Annotated in this window: 18 protein-coding genes; 14 read left to right on the forward strand and 4 right to left on the reverse strand. The window is 34.7% G+C overall.

From position 1 onward, the window contains the following. The first annotated feature begins 189 nt into the window (after positions 1-189). The 10 genes from F6K40_RS08080 (at position 190) to F6K40_RS08125 (ending at position 17,186) form a co-directional block, all read left to right on the forward strand. Complete coding sequence (locus tag F6K40_RS08080) at positions 190-441, forward strand: hypothetical protein (RefSeq protein ID WP_293133902.1); 252 nt, start codon at positions 190-192, stop codon at positions 439-441. 935 nt (positions 442-1,376) lie between these two features. Next, the gene (locus F6K40_RS08085; protein WP_293133905.1) at positions 1,377-1,988 is read left to right on the forward strand and encodes a hypothetical protein; all 612 of its coding nucleotides are present in this window, start codon (positions 1,377-1,379) and stop codon (positions 1,986-1,988) included. A gap of 12 nt (positions 1,989-2,000) precedes the next feature. Then, complete coding sequence (locus tag F6K40_RS08090) at positions 2,001-4,646, forward strand: OmpA family protein (protein ID WP_293133908.1); 2,646 nt, start codon at positions 2,001-2,003, stop codon at positions 4,644-4,646. 2 nt (positions 4,647-4,648) lie between these two features. Further along, positions 4,649-5,176, forward strand: a complete 528-nt coding sequence (locus tag F6K40_RS08095) for a Rab family GTPase (RefSeq protein WP_293134068.1) — start codon at positions 4,649-4,651, stop codon at positions 5,174-5,176. Positions 5,177-6,206: 1,030 nt separating this feature from the next. Next, positions 6,207-7,760 carry a sensor histidine kinase gene (locus F6K40_RS08100; protein ID WP_293133911.1) on the forward strand — a complete coding sequence of 518 codons (1,554 nt, stop codon included), beginning with the start codon at positions 6,207-6,209 and terminating at the stop codon, positions 7,758-7,760. A 4-nt stretch (positions 7,761-7,764) separates the two neighbouring features. Then, positions 7,765-7,899 carry a hypothetical protein gene (locus F6K40_RS08105; RefSeq protein WP_293133913.1) on the forward strand — a complete coding sequence of 45 codons (135 nt, stop codon included), beginning with the start codon at positions 7,765-7,767 and terminating at the stop codon, positions 7,897-7,899. 136 nt (positions 7,900-8,035) lie between these two features. Continuing rightward, a complete protein-coding gene (locus F6K40_RS08110; protein ID WP_293133915.1) occupies positions 8,036-8,617 on the forward strand; it encodes a thioredoxin family protein in 582 nt (193 codons plus the stop codon). 1,306 nt (positions 8,618-9,923) lie between these two features. Beyond that, entirely contained in the window at positions 9,924-11,363 is a 1,440-nt protein-coding gene (locus tag F6K40_RS08115; protein ID WP_293133917.1) for a family 10 glycosylhydrolase, read from the forward strand. A 587-nt stretch (positions 11,364-11,950) separates the two neighbouring features. Further along, entirely contained in the window at positions 11,951-13,429 is a 1,479-nt protein-coding gene (locus tag F6K40_RS08120) for a slr1306 family protein (RefSeq protein ID WP_293133919.1), read from the forward strand. A 1,045-nt stretch (positions 13,430-14,474) separates the two neighbouring features. After that, entirely contained in the window at positions 14,475-17,186 is a 2,712-nt protein-coding gene (locus F6K40_RS08125) for an ABC transporter substrate-binding protein (protein ID WP_293133921.1), read from the forward strand. A 1,206-nt stretch (positions 17,187-18,392) separates the two neighbouring features. Here F6K40_RS08125 and F6K40_RS08130 read toward each other — a convergent pair. Next, a complete protein-coding gene (locus tag F6K40_RS08130; protein ID WP_293133923.1) occupies positions 18,393-18,605 on the reverse strand; it encodes a hypothetical protein in 213 nt (70 codons plus the stop codon). A gap of 828 nt (positions 18,606-19,433) precedes the next feature. On the opposite strand from F6K40_RS08130, the gene F6K40_RS08135 reads away from it, so the two are divergent. The 4 genes from F6K40_RS08135 (at position 19,434) to F6K40_RS08150 (ending at position 21,569) form a co-directional block, all read left to right on the forward strand. After that, entirely contained in the window at positions 19,434-20,021 is a 588-nt protein-coding gene (locus F6K40_RS08135; protein WP_293133925.1) for a hypothetical protein, read from the forward strand. Between the two features lie 537 nt (positions 20,022-20,558). After that, positions 20,559-20,780 carry a hypothetical protein gene (locus F6K40_RS08140; protein WP_293133927.1) on the forward strand — a complete coding sequence of 74 codons (222 nt, stop codon included), beginning with the start codon at positions 20,559-20,561 and terminating at the stop codon, positions 20,778-20,780. Positions 20,781-20,788: 8 nt separating this feature from the next. Continuing rightward, positions 20,789-21,064: a type II toxin-antitoxin system RelE/ParE family toxin gene (locus F6K40_RS08145; RefSeq protein ID WP_293134070.1), complete on the forward strand. Its 276-nt coding sequence runs from the start codon at positions 20,789-20,791 to the stop codon at positions 21,062-21,064. Between the two features lie 58 nt (positions 21,065-21,122). Further along, positions 21,123-21,569 (forward strand): DUF29 domain-containing protein, encoded by a 447-nt coding sequence (locus F6K40_RS08150; RefSeq protein WP_293133929.1) that lies wholly within the window; start codon positions 21,123-21,125, stop codon positions 21,567-21,569. A 91-nt stretch (positions 21,570-21,660) separates the two neighbouring features. On the opposite strand, the gene F6K40_RS08155 is transcribed toward F6K40_RS08150, so the two are convergent. The 3 genes from F6K40_RS08155 to mnmG form a co-directional block, all read right to left on the reverse strand. Next, complete coding sequence (locus F6K40_RS08155; RefSeq protein ID WP_293133931.1) at positions 21,661-21,852, reverse strand: DUF6887 family protein; 192 nt, start codon at positions 21,850-21,852, stop codon at positions 21,661-21,663. Beyond that, positions 21,849-22,022 (reverse strand): DUF6888 family protein, encoded by a 174-nt coding sequence (locus tag F6K40_RS08160; protein ID WP_293133934.1) that lies wholly within the window; start codon positions 22,020-22,022, stop codon positions 21,849-21,851. Before F6K40_RS08160 ends, F6K40_RS08155 begins: the two co-directional genes overlap by 4 nt. A gap of 275 nt (positions 22,023-22,297) precedes the next feature. After that, on the reverse strand, positions 22,298-24,223 hold the full coding sequence (mnmG, locus tag F6K40_RS08165) for a tRNA uridine-5-carboxymethylaminomethyl(34) synthesis enzyme MnmG (RefSeq protein ID WP_293133937.1): 1,926 nt from the start codon (positions 24,221-24,223) through the stop codon (positions 22,298-22,300). Positions 24,224-24,319: the final 96 nt, after the last annotated feature.

Raw genomic sequence — 24,319 nt, forward strand, 5'->3', positions numbered from 1 at the left:
AAACATTTCACTATTTAGATGGAGTAAATCACCCAATTATTTTGATAAATCTGCTCAGAAAAAGGTGTATTTTGTGTCTGGTTTTGACCATTTTTACTTTTACCATCTAGCAGTTGTTTCATTAATTAATAATGGATAATTACCTCTTCCTAAAAGGGAGAGGATTGACTAAAAGGCAGGGTCAATTTATTGTTACGCCTAGAAAAAAGTAGGAGAGGGTGGGGAGGTGTGGGAGGTGTGGGAGGAAAGTCCGCTTTTATTTATGGAGCTTGGGATACCCCAAGACCTTATCCTCCTCATCGGGACCATCGGGACCATCGGGACCATCGGGACCACCCTCTCCCTAAATATTCTCTGGCGACAAAGAATGAGCAATGCCTTGGAAAGGGGGGAGGGGAGCGTCGGGATGGGAAAGCCAGGCCAGGGAGTACGGTTCTATAGTTATATTTGATTATAGCCATTGACAATTATATATATAGCCATTACAATAACTAGCTGAGAAATCCAGCTAGATTCTACGATGCTACTGAAATATAAGTCTGAGCTTCAAGCCACATAAGAGTCAATAGGATTATTATCAACACAGAAGGAGGACATCACTTCTGTTAAAACTGCGGTCATAGCTCACTTGGCCCTCAGAATCCCGCGCTCTCCATCCCCCCTAACCCCCCTTGGAAAGCTATCCCTGATCAGGAACTCCTGAAACCCTTGTGGAGAGGGTGGGGAGCATGGGGAGGATGGGGAGGATGAGAAGGAAAAATCCTGTCTATATTGATAAAAAAGTGTATTGAAAAATACTCTTTTCTCCTGAAAAAGCAGATTCAAGAATTAAACATAACTTGTCTATGTTGTCAAGTTTTATGTTAAGAAAGATGTATATAAAGCATAGCTTAGAAAGGGGGGAGGGGAGCGTCGGGAGTATGTCAAATCTCTATATCTAGACAAACCTTGTAGAATTTGGGCTATAAGATAAGTAGTTAAGGTGATTTAAGTTATGAGTTATCACTACTTCTGGCTTGACCTAGTGCCCCTACGCGGAAGTAATGCATTCAAAATTCATGCATTATTGCTGAGTAAGGCTTTTAGGATTTTGTAACTGGTCAGTTATTTCTGCAATCCTGCACTAGAGGTACGAGACCTTATTTCTTGGTAAACTAATTGTATATTTGACGTTTAGTGGCCTTAGTTAGAATCTAGTGGTCACCCCGTGAGATATGTAGCAAAACTTTTGATATTTCGTATTATCGCCTTCTCCCTAGTCTGAAAAATAGTCAAAGCAAGAATTTGAAAATCTAATAGTAAATTAAATGGTAAAATAATAGTGTAAACTTTGTAAGTCGAGCCTAATTTTGGCAATTAGTTTAGTAGGAGAAAATATGGCTGAATTAAGCAAGGAAGAAATGCGTGAAAGACTGGGCAATATTGACAAGATTCGCGATATAATTTTTGGTTCTAAGTTGAGAGAATACGAAAGTCGTTTTGATAATTTAGAATCAGAATTATCCATAGTTAAACAAGAAATTTCTAATCAAATAGAGCAAGTCAAAAATGCTTTTTCGACAGAACTACAAGCTACGGTTGATTCTATGGAAAAAAAAATTAGAACTATAAGTTTAACTCTGGAAAATACTCAAGAAGATATTGGAGAAACTAAGCAAAAAATTGAAAGAGTAAATCGTAAAATTGCTACAACTAAAGAAGGCTTGGATGAAATTATTGATAACCAAACAAATTCTATCCGGGCAGATTTGTCTCAAACAAGAGAGAAATTACAAAATGATGTTATGAATCTTAAAAGCCAAATATTTGAGGAACTTGAGAAACGTTTTTCTTTACTGAAAGATAGCAAAGTTTCACAGGATGACTTGGCAGAAATTATGTTTGAAATTGGCATGAGGATGAAAAAGACTGAGTTTGTAACTGAACTGATGGAAGCAGCAGATCAAAATTTAGAAACAGCAATTTTAAAGTCAAACAACAATTATTAAGTTCTGGGAAAAATGGCTTACTTAGATAGAAAACTCGGTAATAATCAGCAAAATATAAATAATAATCAATCTGTTGAACTAAACCCGGAAGCAGTTGTACAGTTAGAACGTTTGCTGAATTTATTGACTGACCTCAATTTAATTAATTTTCCGGTAGAATTAACAGAGGAATCTATTAAGCCTGAAGAGCAGAAAAATTTGCTCGCAACTCAAACTAATCAAACGGAAGAAAATCATAATTTAATCCATCAGAGCATCACTAAAAATTCTGCTGAAAATGAAGATGACGTTATTGATGTAATTAATTTTCTAGCAGAATTGCCAGAGGAATTTATCGAGTCTAAAGAGCAGAGAAATTTACTCATAACTGAAACTGATCGAGCAGAAAAAAATCATAATTCAATCCATCAGAGCATCACAAAATATTCTCGTCAAAATTACGATAATGTTATTAATTTAGAGAGTCAATCTACCAAACATCAACAAGAAATACCAACCAGAGAAAAACCATTATTTATTCCTGAAAAATTATCAGAATTATCAGGGTGTCATCAACAAAATGATGCGGAGTTAGAAGCGTTTGAAGCTCTACAAAATCTTTTATTTGGTTCACAAGTAGCTAGATTAATTAGAAAGCTAAATACTAACCTGAAAAAACAAAACTTTAATGATCGTCAAGATGAATTAAAAAATCTATTCAATCCTTTATTACTAGAAAATTTATTCACTCATTTAGGTCAAACAGAAGGAGAAGTTCTAGAAACAATTACCCCAGTAATTGACGAAGCTATACAAAAAAGATTTAGACAAGATCGAGGAGCAATCAGTTCTGCACTAGCTCCTATATTATCTCCGGCAATAGCAATACAAATAAATCAAGATCCCCAAGTAATGGCTGAGGCACTAGCACCAATTATTGATGTTATTCTGATTAAAAAAACAGAACAAGACCAACAATCAATTATTGAAGTTTTAGCACCTTTATTTCCAGTAATAATTTCCTATGTTATACAGAATTATCCTCAAGAAATTGCTAAGGCATTGGCACCAGAAATGGGAGCGGCAATTAGAGAACAAATTAAGATAGATAAGCGACAAATTTCCCAAGCATTAGCACCAGAAATGGGTACAGCAATTAAAGAGCAAATTTTCTTAGAGCAAAATTCTATAGTTGATGCTTTATATCCTGTTATTGGCAGTACCATTTCTAAATACATGACAGAAGCAATCCGGGAAATTAATGAGAAAATTTCAGATACATTTAGTTTCAAGGGAATAAGACGGAAAATTCAGGCAATTTTTCGAGGGGTTTCTGAGGCAGAACTTATTATCTCAGAAATAATGGTTTTTGCTGTCCAAGCAGTATTTTTAATTCATAAAGAATCTGGTTTAGTAATTGCTGAAGCTCAACAGTCTGGGCGAGAAAAATTAGAATCAGAAATGGTGGCGGGAATGTTAACAGCTATTCGGAGTTTTGTGAATGATTGTATTGTTCAGTCTGGAGATGTTTCAGAATTGAATGAGATTGAATATGGAGATTCAAAAATTATTTTAGAAGTTGTCGGATATTGTTATTTAGCAGTAGTAATTAAGGGAGAACCTAGCAAGTCATTTATCAAAGAATTACGACAAACACTCACCAATATTGTCATAGATTACGGTAAAGATATTAAGAATTTTGCCGGCGATCCAGATACAATCCCTAGCTCAATTAAATTACAACTAAAAGGATTATTAGATGTAGATGTACAAGAAAATGAAAATAAAAAATTATCTATTTCTAAACCTCCCACTGCTTTGTTAATAGTTGGTGGATTAGTTGCAAGTTTAATTTTAATTCCCTGGGGAATTTATCAGTATTACAGTAGACTTTATCGAAGTGTTGAAGTCAAAACTACTCAAGCTTGGGCGAATGCTCCAGAATTAGCTTTTTATAGTTTTAGTTTAAATGCAGAAGTAAAAAGAGGTTCTTTAACTCTAACTGGGAAACTACCAAATCAAAATTTACTTGATCGAGCAGTAGAAATAGCCAAAGAACAGGCTAATTTTTCTAATTTAGATTTAGAACTAGATAATCAAATAGTAGCTATAAAAGTACCACCTGACCCCTGGAAAATAAGTGGTGAAGTAGAGCGAATCACAAAAGCATTAAATCAAATAGAAGGAGTGTCGATAAGCAGTAACTATACAGAAGATAAAGTGACAGTCAAAGGAACAGTGATGGATATGGCAGATGTTGAGAAAATAACCAAAAAAATTGAACAAGTTCCTGGAGTTGAATCTGTCACTACCACGATTAAACTAGATCCACTAAAAGTGAAAGAGCGCATCTATTTCGCTCGAGGTTCAGCTAAACTTGAATCTGCTTATGCAAAGACAATAGCTGACATTAAAGAATTTCTGAGTCAATACCCTCAAGAAAATCTTAGGATAATAGGTCATACAGATCGTACTGGCAATCCAAATATTAACAAAAAATTGGCCCTGAGAAGAGCAAATGTAGTTAGGTATGCTTTAGTAAAGGAGGGAGTAGATGCCAGACGATTAAAAGTAACTGGACAAATAAACTCTCCTCAAGATGTGGAGTCTAATCAACCACTATTGTTAAGTAGGTGTGTAACATTTGATTTGTTTAAAGGAACGGCAAAAGACAACTGACTATAATTATGATATCGAAAAAAATTTGTCTTGTTGGTGATTTTGGTGTGGGAAAAACTAGCCTAATTCGTCGATTTGTGGATCGACAATTTAGTGATAAATATCTTTCTACAGTGGGGGTAAAGATTTCTACTAAAATAGTAAATTTAGCCACAACAGAAACAGAAAAAAATAATTCCTTGAAGCTATTAATTTGGGATTTAGAAGGACATACTAAGTTTAAAGCGATCGCTCCTAGTTATTTACAAGGATCGAGTGGAGCGATAGTTGTTGCAGATGTCACTCGTCAAGAAACTATAGATAATCTAGCTGAAAGATTAGAATTATTTTTCTCAATAAATCCTCAAAGTTTAGCTATATTGGCTTTTAATAAATCTGATTTAGTTGATGCAGAAATAATTAATCAACTATTATTAAAATTTAGCGATCGGGAAGATGAAAGAGTTATTGCGACATATCATACATCTGCTAAAACTGGTGAAAATGTGGATGATATTTTTGATAAGTTATCTTATAGGATAGTGGCATAAACAGCTTGAAAGGAGTAGAAAAAATTCGGTTATTGAGGGATGCTTATCCCATCCCTAAATTCGATGTAAAGTAAAGATAAGACTTTTTTAAATACCTTCTTATACTAATACTAAGTGTAAAAAAAGAACGTTAAAAATAACGAGCTAGTATTAATGGAAACTTAATTTATGATGCTAAAAATATGAATATTTGGTTATTAATTAGCGCCTACCACTATTAACCTAAAATTTATTTGTAGCAAATCTTTATAAAACTGGTATTAACTGGTATTAGTAATATGGATTTGGTATTAGATTTGGTATTAGTAGTTAGGGTGTATCATAAATTAAATTTGAAAGTGCTATGTAGCAAGAGTTTTGAGTTTTTAACCTTAAAAGACTCCAGACACTAAAAACCTTGAGTGACAAAGCTTCTAACTTCTAATTGATGACAGACTCTAGGAGATAGGAGACAGAATTAATGTAAGAATTCAGCTATCAGCTAGTTCAGTTATTATCTTTGAGGGAGGAACTTAGTATGGCAAGATTGAGGATAAATTAAAAGTTAGTGTCAAAGCAAATTAGCTAATTTTAGCAGTTTTGTAAAGACAGCTAAAACCAGACAATTAATAGTTGTTAATAGTTGAAGGGTTGGGAATTAATTAGTTAATAATTTAGTTACGTCACTAATTAAAAACTACCAAATAATATTTTTTTGTTCTTAAACGTAGTTATATTAAGTCTTTTGAACTATTATTAATAAGGCGCTATATATTCCTAAAAAAAACGTATTAGATAATAAGTTTTAGGTGTTAGATTTTTGGGAAAATAGGTTTAGTAGAAAGTACCTATCATAAATTAAGTATAATACCAATTCGCAAAAATAATGCTATACTTTGGTAAGACTTCAGTTATTAAATAATAAGTAAGATTCAGTAATCTTTTGAAAGATTCATTGGCCAAACCCAAGGATATATTATACCTAATTTATCTATTCCCTACTCCCTACTCCCTATTCTTAATAAATTAGATTTTTCAGTTTAAAGCACCGATGATTAACCTATTTAAAAAACTATTATCGTCTCGTCAAACAGAGTATTCGATCATTGATTCCCAGTTAAAAATTTTAGAGGTATCAAATGGGTTAAAAAAATTTGCTGAATTTCCAGAATTAGCAGTTCCAGGTGAAGATATTCAGAATAGTTTTCCAGAATTAGTAGGATCTGAAAAATTATTAGAGGAAGTGATTAGTGGCAAGAGAGAAAATTTTGAATATGAGGGGGTAGCTAGATATTCCACAGAAAAAAATCCTCTATATTTTAATATCCTTGTAATTGCTGATTTAGATGAAAATTCCCAGGAGCAAAATTTAATAGTATTAGTAGAAGATGTCACTGAAAAAATGGTAATGCAGCAAAAGTTAATTCAAAGTGCCAATGAATCTAATCTTTTATTAAATAAAATAACTGCGTCTCAGGATTATATTAATAAAATTATTACTTACATGGGAGATGTTTTATTGGTAACAACAAGTTCGGGAGTGATTAAAACTATTAATCGAGCAGCAGAAATTTTATTTGATTATCAGGAAGAAGAGTTGCTAGGCAAAGAAATTTCCATGATTATTCCCCAAGAAAAATTACTACATAAAGCGCGAGAGAAACATCTGCTATTACAAGGAAAAGTATCTCAAGATGTAGACTTAATTTGTCAGAACAAAAGTGGAGAAAAAATTATTGTTGAATTTTCTTGTTCAGTAATTCAGACAGATGTTGAAGGAGTAGAAAATTTTGTTTATATAGGTAGAGATATTACAGAGCGGAAAAAAGAGGAAGAAAAAATACGTCAAGCTTTGGAACAAGAACGAGATTTAAGAGAAGTAAGGGGTCGTTTTTTCTCAATGGTTACTCACGAATTTGGTAATCCGTTGAATACAGTTTTATTATCTACTCAATTGCTACGAAGTTATGAATCTCAAATTACTGAAGTCGAAAAAGATAAATATTTAGTATTTATTGAAGAGTCTACACAAGAAATGCTTGAACTGCTAAATGATGTCAGATTTATTGGTAAAGCGGATGCTGGAAAACTGAAATATAAACCGGCACCTATTGATTTGATTAAAGTCTGTAATTATATTGTTAATTCAATTAAAGTTACTGCTAGAGATAGACATATTATTAATTTTACGGTTAGCAAAAAATTTTCCACAAAATATAAGTCTAAGTCTGGCAATAATGAGGTGCAATTTTTCTTGATGGATGAGAAACTAATTCGACATATTTTAAATAATTTGTTATCTAATGCTGTTAAGTATTCACCGACAGGAGGTAAGATAGATTTTCAGTTGAGTTTGAACGATCAAACAGGCATTTTTCTGATTAAAGATGAGGGAATAGGTATTCCAGTTGAGAACCAAAAAAAATTGTTTGAATCTTTCTACAGAGCAAGTAATGTAGGCAAAATAGGAGGAACAGGATTAGGATTGTCTATTGTTAAACAGTGCGTAGAGTTGCATCGTGGAAAAATAGATTTTTCTAGTGAAGTTGGTAAAGGAACTACTTTTATAGTGGAAATTCCATTAGAAAGAGTATCTTCAAATTAGGGAAGTGTGGGGAGTGTGGGAAGTGTGGGAAGTGTGGGAGGTGTGGGGAGTGTGGGAAGTGTGGGAGGTGTGGGAGGTGTGGGGAGTGTGGGGAGTGTGGGAAGAAGGAAGAAAAAAATACTCTACTTTATTTGAATGATGAAAAAAAATGTGGTGTTTTTGCCTAAAAAGTGTGGAATAGGGAATAGAAAAAAAGCTGTACTTCATTTGAATAACGACAAAAAATGTGGTATTTTTTTCCCTAGAAAGTAAACTTATACAGGAATAATCATACTATGGCTTTAACAGAGTCTACAATGCTAACATTGGCAACTCCAGCACCAAATTTTCAGTTACTAGATGTAGTTTCTGAAAAGACAATTTCTCTATCAACATTTGAGGGGAAAAAAGCATTATTAGTAATGTTTATTTGTCGTCATTGCCCATTTGTAAAGCACGTTCAATTAGAACTTGCTAAAATTGGCAAAGATTATGTTTCAAAAGATGTGGGAATTGTTGCTATTAGTTCCAATAATATTGAAACTCACCCTGATGATGCTCCAGATAAACTAAAAGAAATGGCTTTAGAATTAGAGTTTAATTTTCCTTATTGTTTTGATGAAACTCAGGAGGTAGCAAAATCTTATACTGCTGCTTGTACTCCTGATTTTTTCCTATTTGATGCAGATTTTAAATTAGCGTATAGAGGGCAATTAGATGATAGTCGTCCTAGTAATGAAAAACCAGTAACGGGAAGTGATTTACGAGCAGCTTTAGATGTAGTTTTAGCAGGAAAAAATATAGGGGAAGAACAAAAACCTAGTGTAGGTTGTAATATTAAATGGAAACCAGGAAATGAACCTCCTTATTTTGGTTAGAAGTAATTAGATTCAGTATGATTTGAGAAAAAATCATAAATTTTCCAGTCAGAGATTGTATTTATTTAATAAGAAAAATCGTAAGCATTTAGCTATTAGTATTCAGCTCTCAGCTTTTTAATGAATGAAGCAAGCATTCTTTGAACTTCTACTGCATTTTAAACCAGAGTATTGAAGCACAATAAAAATAGATTTGAGTTGTGAACCAATACAATTTGGTGCTGGGAAATTGTCGATGTATTTCGGAAGCTGAAAACCTATTTTATCCGCAGGAAAATAGCTAATAGGTGACCACTATTTGGGCAGTATTCCGCAGGAAATGGTTACGAAAAATAACTTAACTTTGTAATAGTTACCCTACAAGGTTAAGTTATTTTTTAGCTATTAGCAGTCAGCGTTCAGCTTTTTAATTTAATGAATGAAGCCAGTTTTTTTTGAACTTCTACTGCATTTTAAACCAGAGTATTTAAGCACAATAAAAATAAATTTTAGTTGTGAACTAATACAATTTGGTGCTGGGAAATTGTCGATGTATTTCGGAAGTTGATAACCTAGTTTATCCCCAGGAAAATAGCTAACAGCTAACCGCTATTTGTGCAGTATTCCGCAGGAAATGCTTACGGAAAATGACTTAACTTTGTAGTAGTTATTCTGCAAGGTTAAATCAGCATTCAGCTATTAGCAGTCAGCAGTCAGCTTTTAAATTTAATTAATGAAGTAAGCTGTCTTTTAACTTATACTGCATTTTCAAGGAGAGTATTGAAGCACAAGAAAAACGGAGTTTAGTTGTGAATTTATACAATTCTGTGGCAGGAAATTGTACATGTATTTCGGAAGTTGATAACGCAGTTTATCCCCAGGAGACTAACTAATAGCTAACCACTATTTGGGCAGTATTCCGAAAATTATTACGGAAAATGACTTAACCTTGTAGTAGTTATTCTGCAAGGTTAAATCAGTATTCAGCTATTAGCAGTCAGCATTCAGCTTTTTAATTTAATGAATGAAGCAAGGTTTTTTTGAACTTATACTGCATTTTCAACCAGAGTATTTAAGCAAAATAAAAATAAATTTTAGTTGTGAAGCAATACAATTCTATGGCAGGAAATTGTAGGTGTATTTCGGAAGTTGATAACATAGTTTATCCGCAGGAGATTAACTAACAGCTAACCGCTATTTGGGCAGTATTCCCCAGGAAATGCTTACGGAAAATGACTTAACTTTGTAGTAGTTATTCTGCAAGGTTAAATTATATCGAAATTAACTAAATAGAAAAAATCTCATCTAAATTTATGAGGATTTTATTATGTCAAAAAAAGATTCTGACTCTTCTCGCCTTTTTGATGCAGGTTGCCTTGTAGAACTGCTAATTTTGACGATGATTTTAGGAGGAAGTTATTGGTGGTTTATTGAGAGAAAGAATATTGATTTATCTCAAGTCATATCTAAGACTTCTGTTGTTTCTTGGTTCCATGAAAAGTTTCCTAATGTACCTATTCCTTTCAAACCATCTCCATCAGAAGTAACTAAAAATTTACCAGACTCATCTAAAATCAAAACACCATTACCAACTCCTTCTCCACAAAAAAAGGAAACAGAATTAACTCCAACTCAACCATCTCCAACAGAAGTAACTAAAAATTTACCAGACTCATCTAAAATCAAAACACCATTACCAACTCCTTCTCCACAAAAAAAGGAAACAGAATTAACTCCAACTCAACCATCTCCAACAGAAGTAACTAAAAATTTACCAGACTCATCTAAAATCAAAACACCATTACCAACTCCTTCTCCAAAACCAACTGTTCATCCAATTCAATCTAAGAATAATTCCTTAGATGAAAAAAGTTTAACTCCTTGGGAGAGAAAACAAATTAGAGGTATATATTTAAGTCGTTATGCTGTAACTAATAATGCTAATGAAAGAACAATTCGTGAACGAGTTCGTTATTACAAAAAACAAGGATTTAATACAATAATTCATGGGGTGTGGGGAAATGGTTGTACTATGTACAAAAGCGAAGTAATGGAACAAATATTAGGAGCAAAAAGTTGCCCGAATCTATTTAATGAACAATGGTTAAACTGGTTAATTGATGAAGCACATAAACAAGGAATGGAAATTCATGCTTACTTTGAGAAAGGTATTAAAATAGATGAAAATAGTCCGATATTTGATTTAGCAATTAGGAAAAAATGGATAGTTCCTGGAGTAGACAAAACCTACGATAGAATCGAGCATTATGTTTTAGATGTAGAAATGGAAGAAGTGGCTAATTTTTTCACTAAAATTTTAGTTGAATTTGTCAAAAAATATCCCAATATAGATGCTGTTCAATGGGATGATTATCTGGGATATCATGCAGAATTACCAGGAAAAGTTGACCGAACTTCTAACTTAACGAATTTTACTCAGCGAATGATTAAAAAAATGAAAGAAGCTAATAATTCAGTTAGTTTTGATATCTCTCATCACAACCCTTATTGGGCAAAAAAATATTTTGCAGCAGATTGGGAAAAATGGTCGGTAGATCGAGTTTTTATTCAAGCTTATAATGAAGATAATTTTCAGGAAGAATTAAATTATGCGAAAAAATATGACGGTGTTGGTATTACAGATCAACAATTACATCGCCTTCGGGAATTAGTTAATGATTCTAATGTTAATAGTGTGTTAGTTTTCCCTCTTTCAGGAAAACCTGAAAAAGCTGCTTCCCGTGTTAATTCAACTTTGTCAGATTAGGGATTTGAGGAAAATTAAAGAATTCTGAATTCTGAATTCTGAATTTAGAATTTCAAGGAGAAACTATACTAATACCATTTCGACCTGATGTTGCGTTTAATAAAAAATAACAGCTATTATTCATTAATGAATAATGGATAATTACCTCTCCATTCAGAATTCAGAATTTAGAATTTCAAAGAGAAACTATACTAATACCATTTCGACCTGATGTTGCGCTTAATAAAAAATAACAGCTATTATTCATTAATGGATAATGGATAATTACCTCTCCCTTTTAGGGAGAAGATTGACCAAGAAGGAAAAAATTTATTTCTCAAGGGGAGATTGGATATGGCTAGGTTTTATCAGCATCCCTAGACCGATTTTTCCCTTTGAAAGAGGAGGTTTTCAAGGTAAATTATTTAATTAATAATTATTAATTATCCGCTCAAATTCATGCGCTAAAATTCAGGTCTGGGTAATAATTCTTAAGCGCATTGTTATAGAGAAATGGTATTACAACTTAAACAATAGTGATAACTGATAACTGAAATGGCATGATTAAGATAAAATCAATAATAAAGGGAGTTTTGAGGAGAATAAAAATGGCTGTAAAATTACAACGACCAATTTTAGTAGGGGGAATAGGATTATCTCTACTGTTATGGTTATTAGATAGTGTCCAACATTCTGTGACGGAATTTGGTGGAACTACTATGTTAGGAATTATGGCAGCAAGTCTGGGGGTTTGGTTATTGAAAAGACCAAAATGTTTACCGCCCCAGAAAGCAACTATAATTCCATCACCAACAAAAGAAGCTGCGGAAAAAGCGATCGCTACTTTAACTACTACTATAGATCAGCTTGCTTTGGAAGTGGAAGGTATTAATAAGTCTGAAAAAATAGGTAATGATATTAGTGAACTACGTCAAAAAGTAACTACTCTTACTCAGGAGTTAGAAAGAGAGGAATTAAGTATAGTTATTACGGGTAATCAAGGAGTTGGTAAAACTGCTTTGACTGAGATATTAAAGTCTGAGTTGATATCTGAAAATTCTCAAAAAATAGAAGTTACTGATATAACTTGGGAGTCGGAATGGATAACCAAAAATGAGGATGCTAAAGTTAATCCTTTATCGCCTTACGATTTAATATTATTTGTAACTACGGGCGATTTAATAGATTCAGAATTTCAAGCTTTATCAAAACTAACAACTTTTGGTCAACGTTTTATTTTGGTTTGGAATAAACAAGATTTATATTTGCCAGACCAAAAACCACAAATTTTCCAAAAAATCAAAGACACTTTATCTACTATTAACTCAGAAGAAAATTTACTGGGAATTTCTGCTCAACCTAGTTCTATTAAAGTACGGAAATATCAAGAGGATGGCAATATTCAAGAATCTATAGAACAACCATTACCAGAAATATCTGGATTGACAGAAAAGCTGAATCAAGTATTAGAGCAGGAAAGGGAAAAATTAGTCTGGGCGACTACTACAAGAAAGGCAGAAATAGTTAGATTAGAAGCAAAAAATATTCTCAATCAAATTAGAAGAGAAAGAGCTATTCCTATAATTGAACAATATCAATGGATAGCTGCTGCTGCTGCATTTGCTAATCCAGTTCCTGCTTTAGATTTATTAGCAACGGCGGCTATTAATGCTCAATTAATAGTAGATTTAAGTGCTATATATGAGCAAAAATTTTCCCTGGAAAAAGGCAAGGAAGTAGGGGGAACTATGGCAGAGTTGATGTTAAAACTTGGATTGGTAGAATTATCTACTAAAACATTAACTACTATCCTAAAAAGTAATAGTGTAACTTTTGTCGCTGGTGGTGCAATTCAAGCGGTAAGTGCTGCTTATTTAACTAGAGTAGCAGGTATGAGTTTAGTGGAATATTTTGCTGTTCAAACAGATAGTAATTCTGTGAATATTGAGAAATTAGGAAAAATTATTCAAGGTGTATTTAGCAAGACTCAAGAGAATAATTTCTTGAAGTCTTTTGTGACTCAGGTAATGAGTCATGTTTTACCACAGGAGAAAAAATTAGAAGTTGTTTCAATTCCAACAGAATAATATGGGAATAGATGATAAGTACCTCTGTGGAAGATTTACTATTTTGATAATTTTTCAGAGGTGACTATTATGGGAGGAGACTAACAGATATCTACTGAGCATTCAGACTTCCCGACTTCGGCAAATACTAAATTTTCTGGGAGTTGAGAAATGAGGAAAAATTCTGCAAGAAATAGTCAGTACCCCTGGGGAAGATTTACTATTTTGATAATTTTTCAGAGGTGACTATTGTGGGAGGAGACTAATAGATATGAACTGAGCATTCAGATTTCCCGACTTCCTCAGATACTAATGCATGTGAAAGTTGAGAAACTCGGAAAAATTCTATAGGAAATAGTCGTTACCTCTGCTGACTAATTAGTAGATTGAGAATTTTTTAGAGGCGATTATTATCTGATTAGACTAGGAGATACGAACGGAGCATTTAGATTTCCCGACTTCCCCAGATATTAATGCATGTCAAAGTTGAGAAACTCGGAAAAATTCTGCCAGAAATAGTCAGTACCTCTGCTGACTCATTAGTTGATTGAGAATTTTTCCGAGGCGACTATTCTCTGAGAAGACTCGCGGATATTAACTGAGTAAAATTTTCCCGACTTCCTCAGATCCTAATTTTGTCAAAGTTGAGAAACTCGGAAAAATTCTATAGGAAATAGTCAGTACCTCTGCTGACTCATTAGTTGATTGATAATTTTTTAGAGGCGATTATTATCTGATTAGACTAGGAGATACTAACGGAGCATTTAGATTTCCCGACTTCCCCAGATACTAATGCATGTGAAAGTTGAGAAACTCGGAAAAATTCTATAGGAAATAGTCAGCAGAGGTACTGACTCATTAGTTGATTGATAATTTTTTAGAGTGGTTCTAAGAAACTCTCTTCGTACAGAAGATCAGATATCTGATCTGAATTTTCATCAATAATTCTGTCAACTTTATCTCTTAATAATTGTTCCCAATTTTTTAGTGGTGTCAAATTTTCGTAGTCAAAATAGCTTTTTTCCTTACCGAATAATTAATAATTAAATAATTCACCTTTTTTCAAATGATTAATCCTGGACAAATATTACAAAATCGCTATCAAGCAATTCAATTACTAGGAGACTCTGGTTTTGGTCAAACTTGGGAAGTTGATGATGGTGGTACAAGAAAAATTCTGAAAATATTGCAAGTTCCAAAAGCAATAGATGATGAAGAAATGGAGCAAGTCATTGCTCTGTTTGAACAAGAGGCAAATGTTTTAAAAGAATTGCACGATCTTGGATTGCCAAAAGTGGAACCAGAGGCATACTTTATTGAGTCAACGGAAGGTGTGGGACTATTACACTGTTTGGTAATGGAAAAAATTGAGGGTATCAATTTATCTGAATGGCTCAAACACAATCATCACAATCAATCTATAGAAGAAGAGCAAGCGATCGCTTGGCTAACACAATTAGTAGAAATTATTAGCAAGCTCCATCAGCATCACTGTATCCACCGGGATATTAAACCAACAAATATTATGCTGCGTACCTCAACAGTACAAAACCAAAATCCTACTATTGTACAACAGATAGTATCTGAAAATTTGTCACAGAATAGCCAAGTTGAGTCAAAAGATAAAGAAGTTACGAATGCCGAAAATTTATCTCCAATCTCACTGACTCCAAAAAATGTTGCACAACAAGGAAATAATACAGAAACACTTGGAACAACAGAGGGCGACAAAAGGGAACTTGAGAAGAAAAAAAATCATATAGCAGATCGGCAACAGTCGCCAAAACAAGAGTGGGGTCAACTAGCATTAATTGACTTTGGCGCTATGAGGCAAGTTACAGAAACTTATGTAAAACAAGTAGAAGGTAAAGATGTCACTGGAATTATTTCTCAAGGTTATACATCCCCAGAACAATATGAAGGCAAAGTAACAAGACAGTCGGATGTTTTTGCTATTGGTCGGACTCTAGTTTACTTACTAACTGCTGAAAAACCTACCAAGTTGCCCACAGAACCTCAAACTGGTAGATTAATGTGGCGAGATCGTGCTACTCACATCTCACAAGAGTTGGCAGACTTAATTGATGAGATGATGGAAAATTTGCCTCAGTGTCGTCCCCAAACAACTGAAGATATTCTGGAACGTCTTGCTACTTACAAACAACAAGTAGAAACAGAAACAGAAGTTGAACTTCTACCTACTCAAAAACAACAACCGACTGCTGTAACAGAAAACAAGTATTATTCGCGACTACTCCAGCTAAAACTACTTAATTTCCAGGGTAAATCTCAAAAAACTAAACCTAAACCTAACAAATGGTTAGGCAAGATTTCTCTATTTACACTGGGAGTAATAGCTGTTGTCATTGCTTTTTTACCTGAAGCACCAACAACTTGCCCTTTAAAGTTTGATGACAAGTTAAGTTGTGGCGAAGAAATTCTGATTCCTGGTTCGGCAGCAAAAGATAAAGAAAAAGGAGTAAAAGCTTTTGCTGATGGTAATTATTTGCAGGCAGTCATGCTCTTAGAAGCAGCTAGAAACAAACAAATTAACGATCCAGAAATTCTGATTTACCTGAATAATGCTAAATTGGCGGCTAACAATACTGAAGCTTATACTATAGCTGTTGCAGTACCAATAACTGGTGAGTCACGCGCTTTCAACTATAGTTTGGAAATATTGCGGGGAGTTGCTCAAGCTCAAGAGGAAATTAACCAAAGCGATACTGCTGACGCAACGCTCCGCGAACGCCGGATCGGAGGTAAGGGTTTAATTGTGATTATTGCTGATGATGTAAATTCTTCTGCACAAGCTGTGATTAGAGCAAATGATTTGGCTGCAACTGGTCAAGTTTTAGCTGTAGTTGGTCATCTTTCTAGTCAAATTACTATGGAAGTAGCTCAAACTTATGAAGAAAATCAATTGGTATTAATTGCTCCTACTGCTAATAGTTCGATGTTATCTAATCGCAATAATTTTTTCTTTCGGATGATTCCATCTGATGCGACGATAGCTCAAGCAATGGCGAGTTACCTAATTAGTCAGTCTGAAGATGAACAGCCAAAAGTGGCTTTGTTTCATATTCCTAATGATGTTTACAGTGAATCTCTCAAGAATCAATTTAGTCTGAGTTTCACCGCAGGTCGTGGCAAAGTAGTTAAAGATTTGGATGAGAAATTTGATTTATCGAGAACTGCTTTTAATGCTAGTGCTGCGATAGATAGAGCAGATAAACAAGAGGCTACAGCTATAGTATTATTGCCGGATATTTTCAATTTATCTAAGGGAATAGAGGTAATCAAAGCAAATTGGCAGTTGAATTTACCGATCGTTGCTGGAGATAGTCTTTATAATGATTATACTCTCAAGTTTGGTGCTGATGAAGCTGAGGGAAAGCTTGTGGTAGCTACACCTTGGCACAGTTTAAATAGTCCTAATCTAGATTTTCCTCAGCAAGCAAAGGAACTTTGGGGTGGTGCTGTGAGTTGGCGTACAGCTTTTGCTTATGATTCTGTTCAGGCTTTGATTACGGCTTTGGAGTCTCTCCCGGAACGAAAGGAATTAAATCGCATTGCTTTACAACAAGCTTTAGCAAGTGAAGATTTTAGTTCTTACGGTGCAACGGGAGATATAAGTTTTTTGGGGAATGGCGATCGGCAAGAGTCAAAAATTAGTTTTACTCAGGTTGTTAAGTCTAGTTGTTCGCCATTGGGTTATACGTTTTTGCCGTTAGATTATCCTGTTAGTAAGTTTAATCTTTTGGAATGCGAAGAGTAAATTGAGTTATCAGTTATCAGTTTATTTCCAGTGTTTAAGAAACCGGGTTTCTCGGAGGTAGATGTTGTATGGTGGGACTTTTTATATAAACCGGGTTTCTATTGGAGCAATAGTCAATTCATTTTCTGGAGCAATAGTCAATTCATTTTCTGAAGCACTCAGTTGTGGGAGTGAAATTTTTCCTCTATTGAGTATAGAGCAATAGTCAATTCATTTTCTGAAGCACCCAGTTGTGGGAGATGAGTAGTGAAATTTTTCTCTATTGCGTATGGAGCAATAATAAATTCATTTTCTCAAGCACCCAGTTGTGGGAGATGAGTAGTGAAATTTTTCTCTATTGCGTATGGAGCAATAATAAATTCATTTTCTCAAGCACCCAGTTATGGGAGTGAAATTTTCCCTCTATTGCGTATGGAGCAATAGTCAATTCATTTTCTCAAGCACCCAGTTATGGGAGTGAAATTTTTCCTCTATTGAGTATAGAGCAATAGTCAATTCATTTTCTGAAGCACCCAGTCATGGGAGTGAAATTTTTCCTCTATTGCGTATGGAGCAATAGTCAATTCATTTTCTGAAGCACCCGGTTACGGGAGATGAATAATGAAATTTTCCGACTGTTGCGTATGGAGCAATAATCAATTCATTCTCTGAAGCACCCAGTTGTGGGAGATAAATAGTGGAATTTTCCGACTGTTGCGTATGGAGCAATAGTCAATTCATTCTCTGAAGCACCAAGTTATGGGAGATGAATAATGAAATTTTCCGACTGTTGCGTATGAAGCAATAGTCAATTCATTTTATGAAGCACCCAGTTGTGGGAGATAAATAGTGGAATTTTCCGACTGTTGCGTATGGAGCAATAATCAATTCATTCTCTGAAGCACCCAGTTGTGGGAGATAAATAGTGAAATTTTCCTAATTACGTGGTGGGTTACATTTCATTTTCATGTCACGCAATGTTTTCCTTACGGAATGCTCCGCTTTCCATGTCGGCTCTTAGCCGAAAACGCACCCTACCGGACTGATTTCTTTCTTGTAGAGAAGCGATCGCTACTCATGTAGGTTGGGTTGAGGTACGAAACCCAACATAATCAATCACAAAGGAAGAAGCAAGAAGGAAAAAAGGGGTAAATATTTAAAAAAAGGCAAAAACATAGCAGTAGGGCAACTCGCAAGTCGCCCCATATCAATACCCTAGGGAAACGTTTATCCACGAACGGCGCGGATTAGTTTTGCTGCTGAGTGGGCGATCGCGCAAATAATGATGGAAGTACCAATGGCACTACCAACTATCAAACCAACTTCTTGATTTTCTATTGCCAAGTGGGTAATTTGATCTATTACATTAATAGGTCTAGTTTCCTGGACTTCGGTATAAGTTGTTTGTTTTTGGTTTTCTGGAAAGTTGTTATTTCCCATTATTATTCTCCAGTATTAAAGGTCAAGCTACTTAATTTTCACTTTAACTAATACTGAATAAAAAAATAGTTCAACTTTGCCTCAATTTTAGGTAAGAGTTAGTGAGGCAAATTTGGGAATATTGAACTGATTTTACCGAATAACCGTTAAACATTTAGGACTCGACTCTGGATAAGTAGTAGTAGTAGCTTAACCAAAAGACTGGAGTCATGGAACTAAGATTGCTTATTTTAGGATTCGGAGAACCTAAGTAGTTGTTATGCAGTTAGACAGTATTAAAAGTCAGTAGTAGTAGTTTGACTAAAATACTGGAGTCATAGAACTAAATCATTTTATGGAGATAAAAACCATCGCTTGGCGAACACAATAGAGATTAGTCTTACAAATATTAGTATAGTACAGATGAGCTATTAAAGTTGTCGATAATCGACAACTTTAAGTGCCTATGAAATATTTTCTCGATAATTGACAACTTAAGTGCCTATGAAAAATTATTACACATTTTGTTTATTCCCTGTTATCCCTTACCTGTTTTAGTTTTCAGGTTCTTTCTTCCCTATCTCAAACTAAAAAATTAATTTTGCACCATTACTTAAAAAAGTTGTATATTGAAAAAAGTTGTCGAAGATCGACAACTTACAAAAATTATTTTAATAATAAATAGCCTAAGGAGTAATTCCAAAAAGGTATTGATTTTGTTCAAATTTTCCTAATCATTATGACCTTTTTATAAACCAATAATGACCATACATTTTTTAGCTAAGTGTGCTAAAAAAAATGCAGTAGTAGTAGTTTAAAACTTAAATAAAAATTTCAAGCTATGGAGTTATGGGACGAAAAGCAAGTTCAATAAAACTGAACAAAGAAGGTATAGAAATGATTGATACAGCCAGAAAGAAAAAAGGTTGGAATAAAATAGAACGGCAGTGGTGCTGGGAAGCATACGTCTCCGAATCAACCTTGAAACGTTTTATTAGTGGCAAACCTATTTCGGTTAAAAATTTTCAAAGCTTATGTGAGGTTGTAGGAATAAAAGAATGGAACTGCCTGGTTGATTGGGAAAATAGTGACAGTAGCACCGTTGCCCAATTTTCTGAAGAACTTCTTGACACTTCCCTTACCGAAAAAAAACCACAATCTAAAGGAGGAATAGCTGTAACTGGGGTTTTCACTTCAGAAAAAAAGCTGGAAGTGGAAATGACACTAGAGCATTTACAGGAGCTTTTAATGGAATGCAAAATCGTAGTTAAATCTCCACAGGAACCTAACTCCAACTATGGATGTTCTGTGTATGGTCTTTTTAGTCTAGATCAGCAATTAGAAATTGAAGTAGCATTGGAGCATCTAAAGCTACTTTTGCTTACTTGCACAGTTACATTTCATAGCAGAAATACGTCTGAAACCTCCAACGATTAAACATAGATTTCATAGTTCTTGAAATTGTCTTTTATTTTTATGAAAACTGTTATAAATCACGATGAAATATCAAGAAAGGGTTTGGAGACCAAACCCCTACGAAATTGCTATTTTTCGTTTTCGATTAATTATCTTCTATTTTTATGAAAGCTGTTATAAATCACGATGAAATATCCAGAAAGGGTTTGGAGACCAAACCCCTACGAAATTGCTATTTTTCGTTTTCGATTAATTATCTTCTATTTTTATGAAAGCTGTTATAAATCACGATGAAATATCCAGAAAGGGTTTGGAGACCAAACCCCTACGGGATTGCTATTTTTCGTTTTCGATTAATTATCTTCTATAATTAGAAAACCTAGATTATGAAAACTTAATTGAAGAATAGGATGATTCATAGAATTTTTACCTCACCATTTCTGTCAATTTGTCTGAGTTTAATAAAGCAAGGGATGAAACAGTCCCCTACTAAACTCTAACCAAACTAAGTTATAATTTAGGGAAAATAATAGTAATTAAATTAGGATAGTATAGATTATGGCAACACTAGAAGAGGCTCTTATAATAGTTAACCAACTTTCCGTTGAACAAAGAGAAATGTTATTAGAAATTGTTAAAAATCAAATGATTGAAGCTAATCGAGAGGAAATAGCTCAAGCAGCAAAAGAAGCGATCGCCTCTTTTCATAGAGGAGAATTACAATCTCAACCTATAGAAAATATTATCACTGAGTTACAAGCAACTTTAACAGAAGATTAATCAGAGAAATTGTTTTAACCCCAAGATTTAAACGGTCATTTCGTAAATTTGTGAAGCGAAATTCTCAACTTGAGCAAAAAATTCTTCAAACAATAAAGTTAATGCAAGAAGACATTTTTGCAACTTCTTTAAGCACTCACTCATTACAAGGTAAATTATTAGGGTTAAAAGCTTTTTCTTGTGGTTATGATTGTAGGATAGTTTTTTCTTTAGAGATTGATAAAAATACCACAGAAGAAGTTATTATTTTGATTGATATTGGCACTCACGATATGGTTTATTAATCTTATATCGAAATTTTTGTGGCGCGATCGCTAACTTTTTCACAAATAGACATAAAATATGGTTAATCAAATTACCGATCTAAAATTACTGTATGAGGTAGATTATTTTCTGTGGTTAGAAGAAACAATCAAACTACTAAATAATCGTCAGTTAGAAAACCTAGATTATGAGAACTTAATTGAAGAATTAGAAGCCTTGGGTAGAAGTGAAAAAAGTGCTGTTGAAAGTTTCGTTATTTTAATTATTCAACATTTACTACTTTATCAATATTGGGAGGAAGAAATAGCTAATAACTCCAGGCATTGGCATGGAGAAATTTTAACTTTTCGGACTCAATTAGAATTAAAAATCACAACAAATTTACGAAATCATTTAGCTGAACGACTTAACTATCTTTATGGCAAAGCTAGAAAAATTGCTCAAGCTAAATCGAGACTTCAATTACCAGAAATTAACCCTTATTCTCTGGAACAGGTATTGGATGAAGATTGGCTACCAGAGTAGTTATTTAACATCTCTTCTTCTATCAATACGATTACACCACATTGTAGGGAGGTTCCATGGAAGGTCTCTACAGGGTTATCGTTCGGACGATTTATGGTTTTTGTTTTTTGATTTCTGCCAAAATTTCCGGTAATCTCTCTAAATCTTCGTCAGATAACTTACGCCCTGGTTTAGATGTCAGGCGATCTGCTAAGGCATAAAATGCTTCGGTATCGTCTCGATGAGCTAATACATAAGCTCGTAATTCTGATTCATTCATGGTTTGAAAATTAGGATGATTCATAGAATTGTTACTTCTCCATTTCTGTCAATTAAAACTTCGATATCTTCACCTGCGAGAATGAAAATATTATTACTTCTTTCATCTAGTCTAACTAGAGAAATTGGTAAATACATTTGTGTAATTCTTTGGCACCAAATAAAACATTTAACCGCCTGTATTTCTGTGGGCATTAGTTCGCACCTCATACCGTTCTACTAAACTTACCCATAATAGTATGAAGTAAGGAAGAAGGAGTAATTAAAAAAAAGGCAAAAACATGGGGAAAAAACCTTTTTCTGTCATTGCAGGGGCGAATAGCCATTCGCCCCTACTACGGTCTACCTAACCCAAAACAGTAACACACCGAAAATTAACTGTAGAATTCTCTATTTGCTTAGTATAACACACCGAAAATTAACATTTTAGATGGTGCGTTACATTTCATTAACGCACCCTACAAAAGCTCCTAACTTTTGACTTTTGACTTTTGACTTTTGAATTCTAAGAGTCGATATTGCACTTCCAAATAAACCAATAAAGCATTAATATCCGCTGGATTTACTCCTCCTATTCTAGACGCTTGCCCAATAGTTAATGGCTGAACTTTTGACAATTTTTCCCGCGCTTCCATCGACAAAGTAGAAATAGCAAAATAATCTAAGTTAGCAGGCAGTTTTCTATTTTCTTGCCGACTAATTTGGTCGATTTGATTTTGTTGTCTTTGCAAATAACCGGAATATTTAATGTCAATTTCGGCTCCTTCTTTTTCAACTAATTTCAAGTCTAAATTCCCCAAATTATACTTTTCCAAATCCACATAATGGAAACCAGGTCGGCGCAACAAATCTGCTAAAGTAATTGAACCTTTAATTTTTGTCTGAGTATCGGCAACAATATTAATAGCTACCTCTTCTAATTCTTTAATTCGAGTTGAATTTAACCGAGATTTTTCAGCATTAATATTAGTTTGCTTCCTCTCAAATAACTCCCACCGACGGTCATCAATTAAACCAATTTCTCGACCTAAAGGTGTTAGTCTTTGGTCGGCATTATCAGACCGTAAAATCAAACGATATTCGGAACGACTCGTCAACATTCGATAGGGTTCGCGCAAATCTTTTGTACATAAATCGTCAATCAAAGTACCAATATAACTTTGTTCTCTGGGGAAAATAATCATGTCTTGATTATTAACAAAATTAACGGCATTTATTCCCGCTACAAAACCTTGAGCTGCTGCCTCTTCATATCCAGTCGTACCATTAATTTGACCAGCACAAAATAACCCCTCAATTTTCTTAGTCATCAACGTCGGATAACATTGAGTCGCTGGCAAAAAATCATATTCCACGGCATAAGCAGGCCGCAACATTACACAATTTTCCAAACCAGGCAAACTGCGCAACATTTGTAATTGCAATTTCTCAGGCAAACCAGTAGAAAACCCCTGAATATAAAGTTCAGGAATATCACGCCCTTCGGGTTCAATAAATATTTGATGACTACTTTTATCAGCAAACCGCACAATTTTATCCTCAATACTCGGACAATAGCGCGGACCTTTTGCATCCACCCACCCACCGTAAACAGGAGACAAATGCAAATTATCGCGAATTAATTTGTGAGTTTCTGGAGTAGTGCGCGTCAGATAACAACACATCTGTTCCCGTTCCACCCAAACTTCCGGATCGAAACTAAACCAACGCACCTTTTCATCCCCTGGTTGAGGTTCCAGATCGGTGTAGTCAACGGAACGTTTATCAACTCTGGCAGGAGTACCCGTTTTCAGGCGTCCGGTTTCAAAACCAAGTTTATTGAGGGTTTCAGTCAAACCGATCGCCGGAAATTCTCCGGCACGTCCCGCTGGCATCGACTTATTGCCTACCCAAATAACTCCACCTAGGAAAGTTCCGGTAGTAAGGATGACAGCTTGACATTTGAAAGCGACACCGAAGTAAGTTTCTACTCCAATAATTTCGTCGTTGTCTCCCAAAATTAAATCTGTCACCATACTTTCCCGGACTCGGAGGTTTTCTTGGTTTTCCACAATATTACGCATAACAGTCGCGTATTCCCGTTTGTCAGTTTGAGCGCGTAACGCCCAAACAGCAGGTCCGCGAGAAGAATTGAGAATGCGTTTTTGCAGATAGGTGCGGTCTGCCATTTTGCCTATTTCTCCACCCAAAGCATCCACCTCGTGGGTAAGTTGAGATTTTGCGGGTCCCCCAACAGCGGGGTTGCATGGTTGCCAGGCAATTTTATCGAGGTTGAGAGTGAGTAGGAGCGTGTGGCAACCGAGGCGTGCGGTGGCAAGGGCAGCTTCGCAACCGGAGTGTCCGGCGCCTACTACGATGATGTCATATTCTTCTTGGAAATCGAAAGTTTTGGTCATTTTAGTTATTAGTTATAATAGGGAACAGGGAACAGGGAAGAAATGGAAAAACATTTCCGCTGTTTAAGATTGATCATCGGTCTATATCCTAAGCAA

It is taken from the genome of Okeania sp. SIO3I5 (genome assembly GCF_010672085.1).
GTDB lineage: Bacteria > Cyanobacteriota > Cyanobacteriia > Cyanobacteriales > Microcoleaceae > Trichodesmium.

Coding starts and splice junctions, on each gene's coding strand:
- F6K40_RS08110 (WP_293133915.1), top strand. CDS start 8,036: ATGGCTTTAACAGAGTCTACAATGCTAACATTGGCAACTCCAGCACCA.
- F6K40_RS08120 (WP_293133919.1), top strand. CDS start 11,951: ATGGCTGTAAAATTACAACGACCAATTTTAGTAGGGGGAATAGGATTA.
- F6K40_RS08140 (WP_293133927.1), top strand. CDS start 20,559: ATGGCAACACTAGAAGAGGCTCTTATAATAGTTAACCAACTTTCCGTT.
- F6K40_RS08150 (WP_293133929.1), top strand. CDS start 21,123: ATGGTTAATCAAATTACCGATCTAAAATTACTGTATGAGGTAGATTAT.
- F6K40_RS08100 (WP_293133911.1), top strand. CDS start 6,207: ATGATTAACCTATTTAAAAAACTATTATCGTCTCGTCAAACAGAGTAT.
- mnmG (WP_293133937.1), bottom strand. CDS start 24,223: ATGACCAAAACTTTCGATTTCCAAGAAGAATATGACATCATCGTAGTA.
- F6K40_RS08130 (WP_293133923.1), bottom strand. CDS start 18,605: ATGGGAAATAACAACTTTCCAGAAAACCAAAAACAAACAACTTATACC.
- F6K40_RS08090 (WP_293133908.1), top strand. CDS start 2,001: ATGGCTTACTTAGATAGAAAACTCGGTAATAATCAGCAAAATATAAAT.
- F6K40_RS08115 (WP_293133917.1), top strand. CDS start 9,924: ATGTCAAAAAAAGATTCTGACTCTTCTCGCCTTTTTGATGCAGGTTGC.
- F6K40_RS08135 (WP_293133925.1), top strand. CDS start 19,434: ATGGGACGAAAAGCAAGTTCAATAAAACTGAACAAAGAAGGTATAGAA.
- F6K40_RS08155 (WP_293133931.1), bottom strand. CDS start 21,852: ATGAATCATCCTAATTTTCAAACCATGAATGAATCAGAATTACGAGCT.
- F6K40_RS08160 (WP_293133934.1), bottom strand. CDS start 22,022: ATGCCCACAGAAATACAGGCGGTTAAATGTTTTATTTGGTGCCAAAGA.
- F6K40_RS08125 (WP_293133921.1), top strand. CDS start 14,475: ATGATTAATCCTGGACAAATATTACAAAATCGCTATCAAGCAATTCAA.
- F6K40_RS08085 (WP_293133905.1), top strand. CDS start 1,377: ATGGCTGAATTAAGCAAGGAAGAAATGCGTGAAAGACTGGGCAATATT.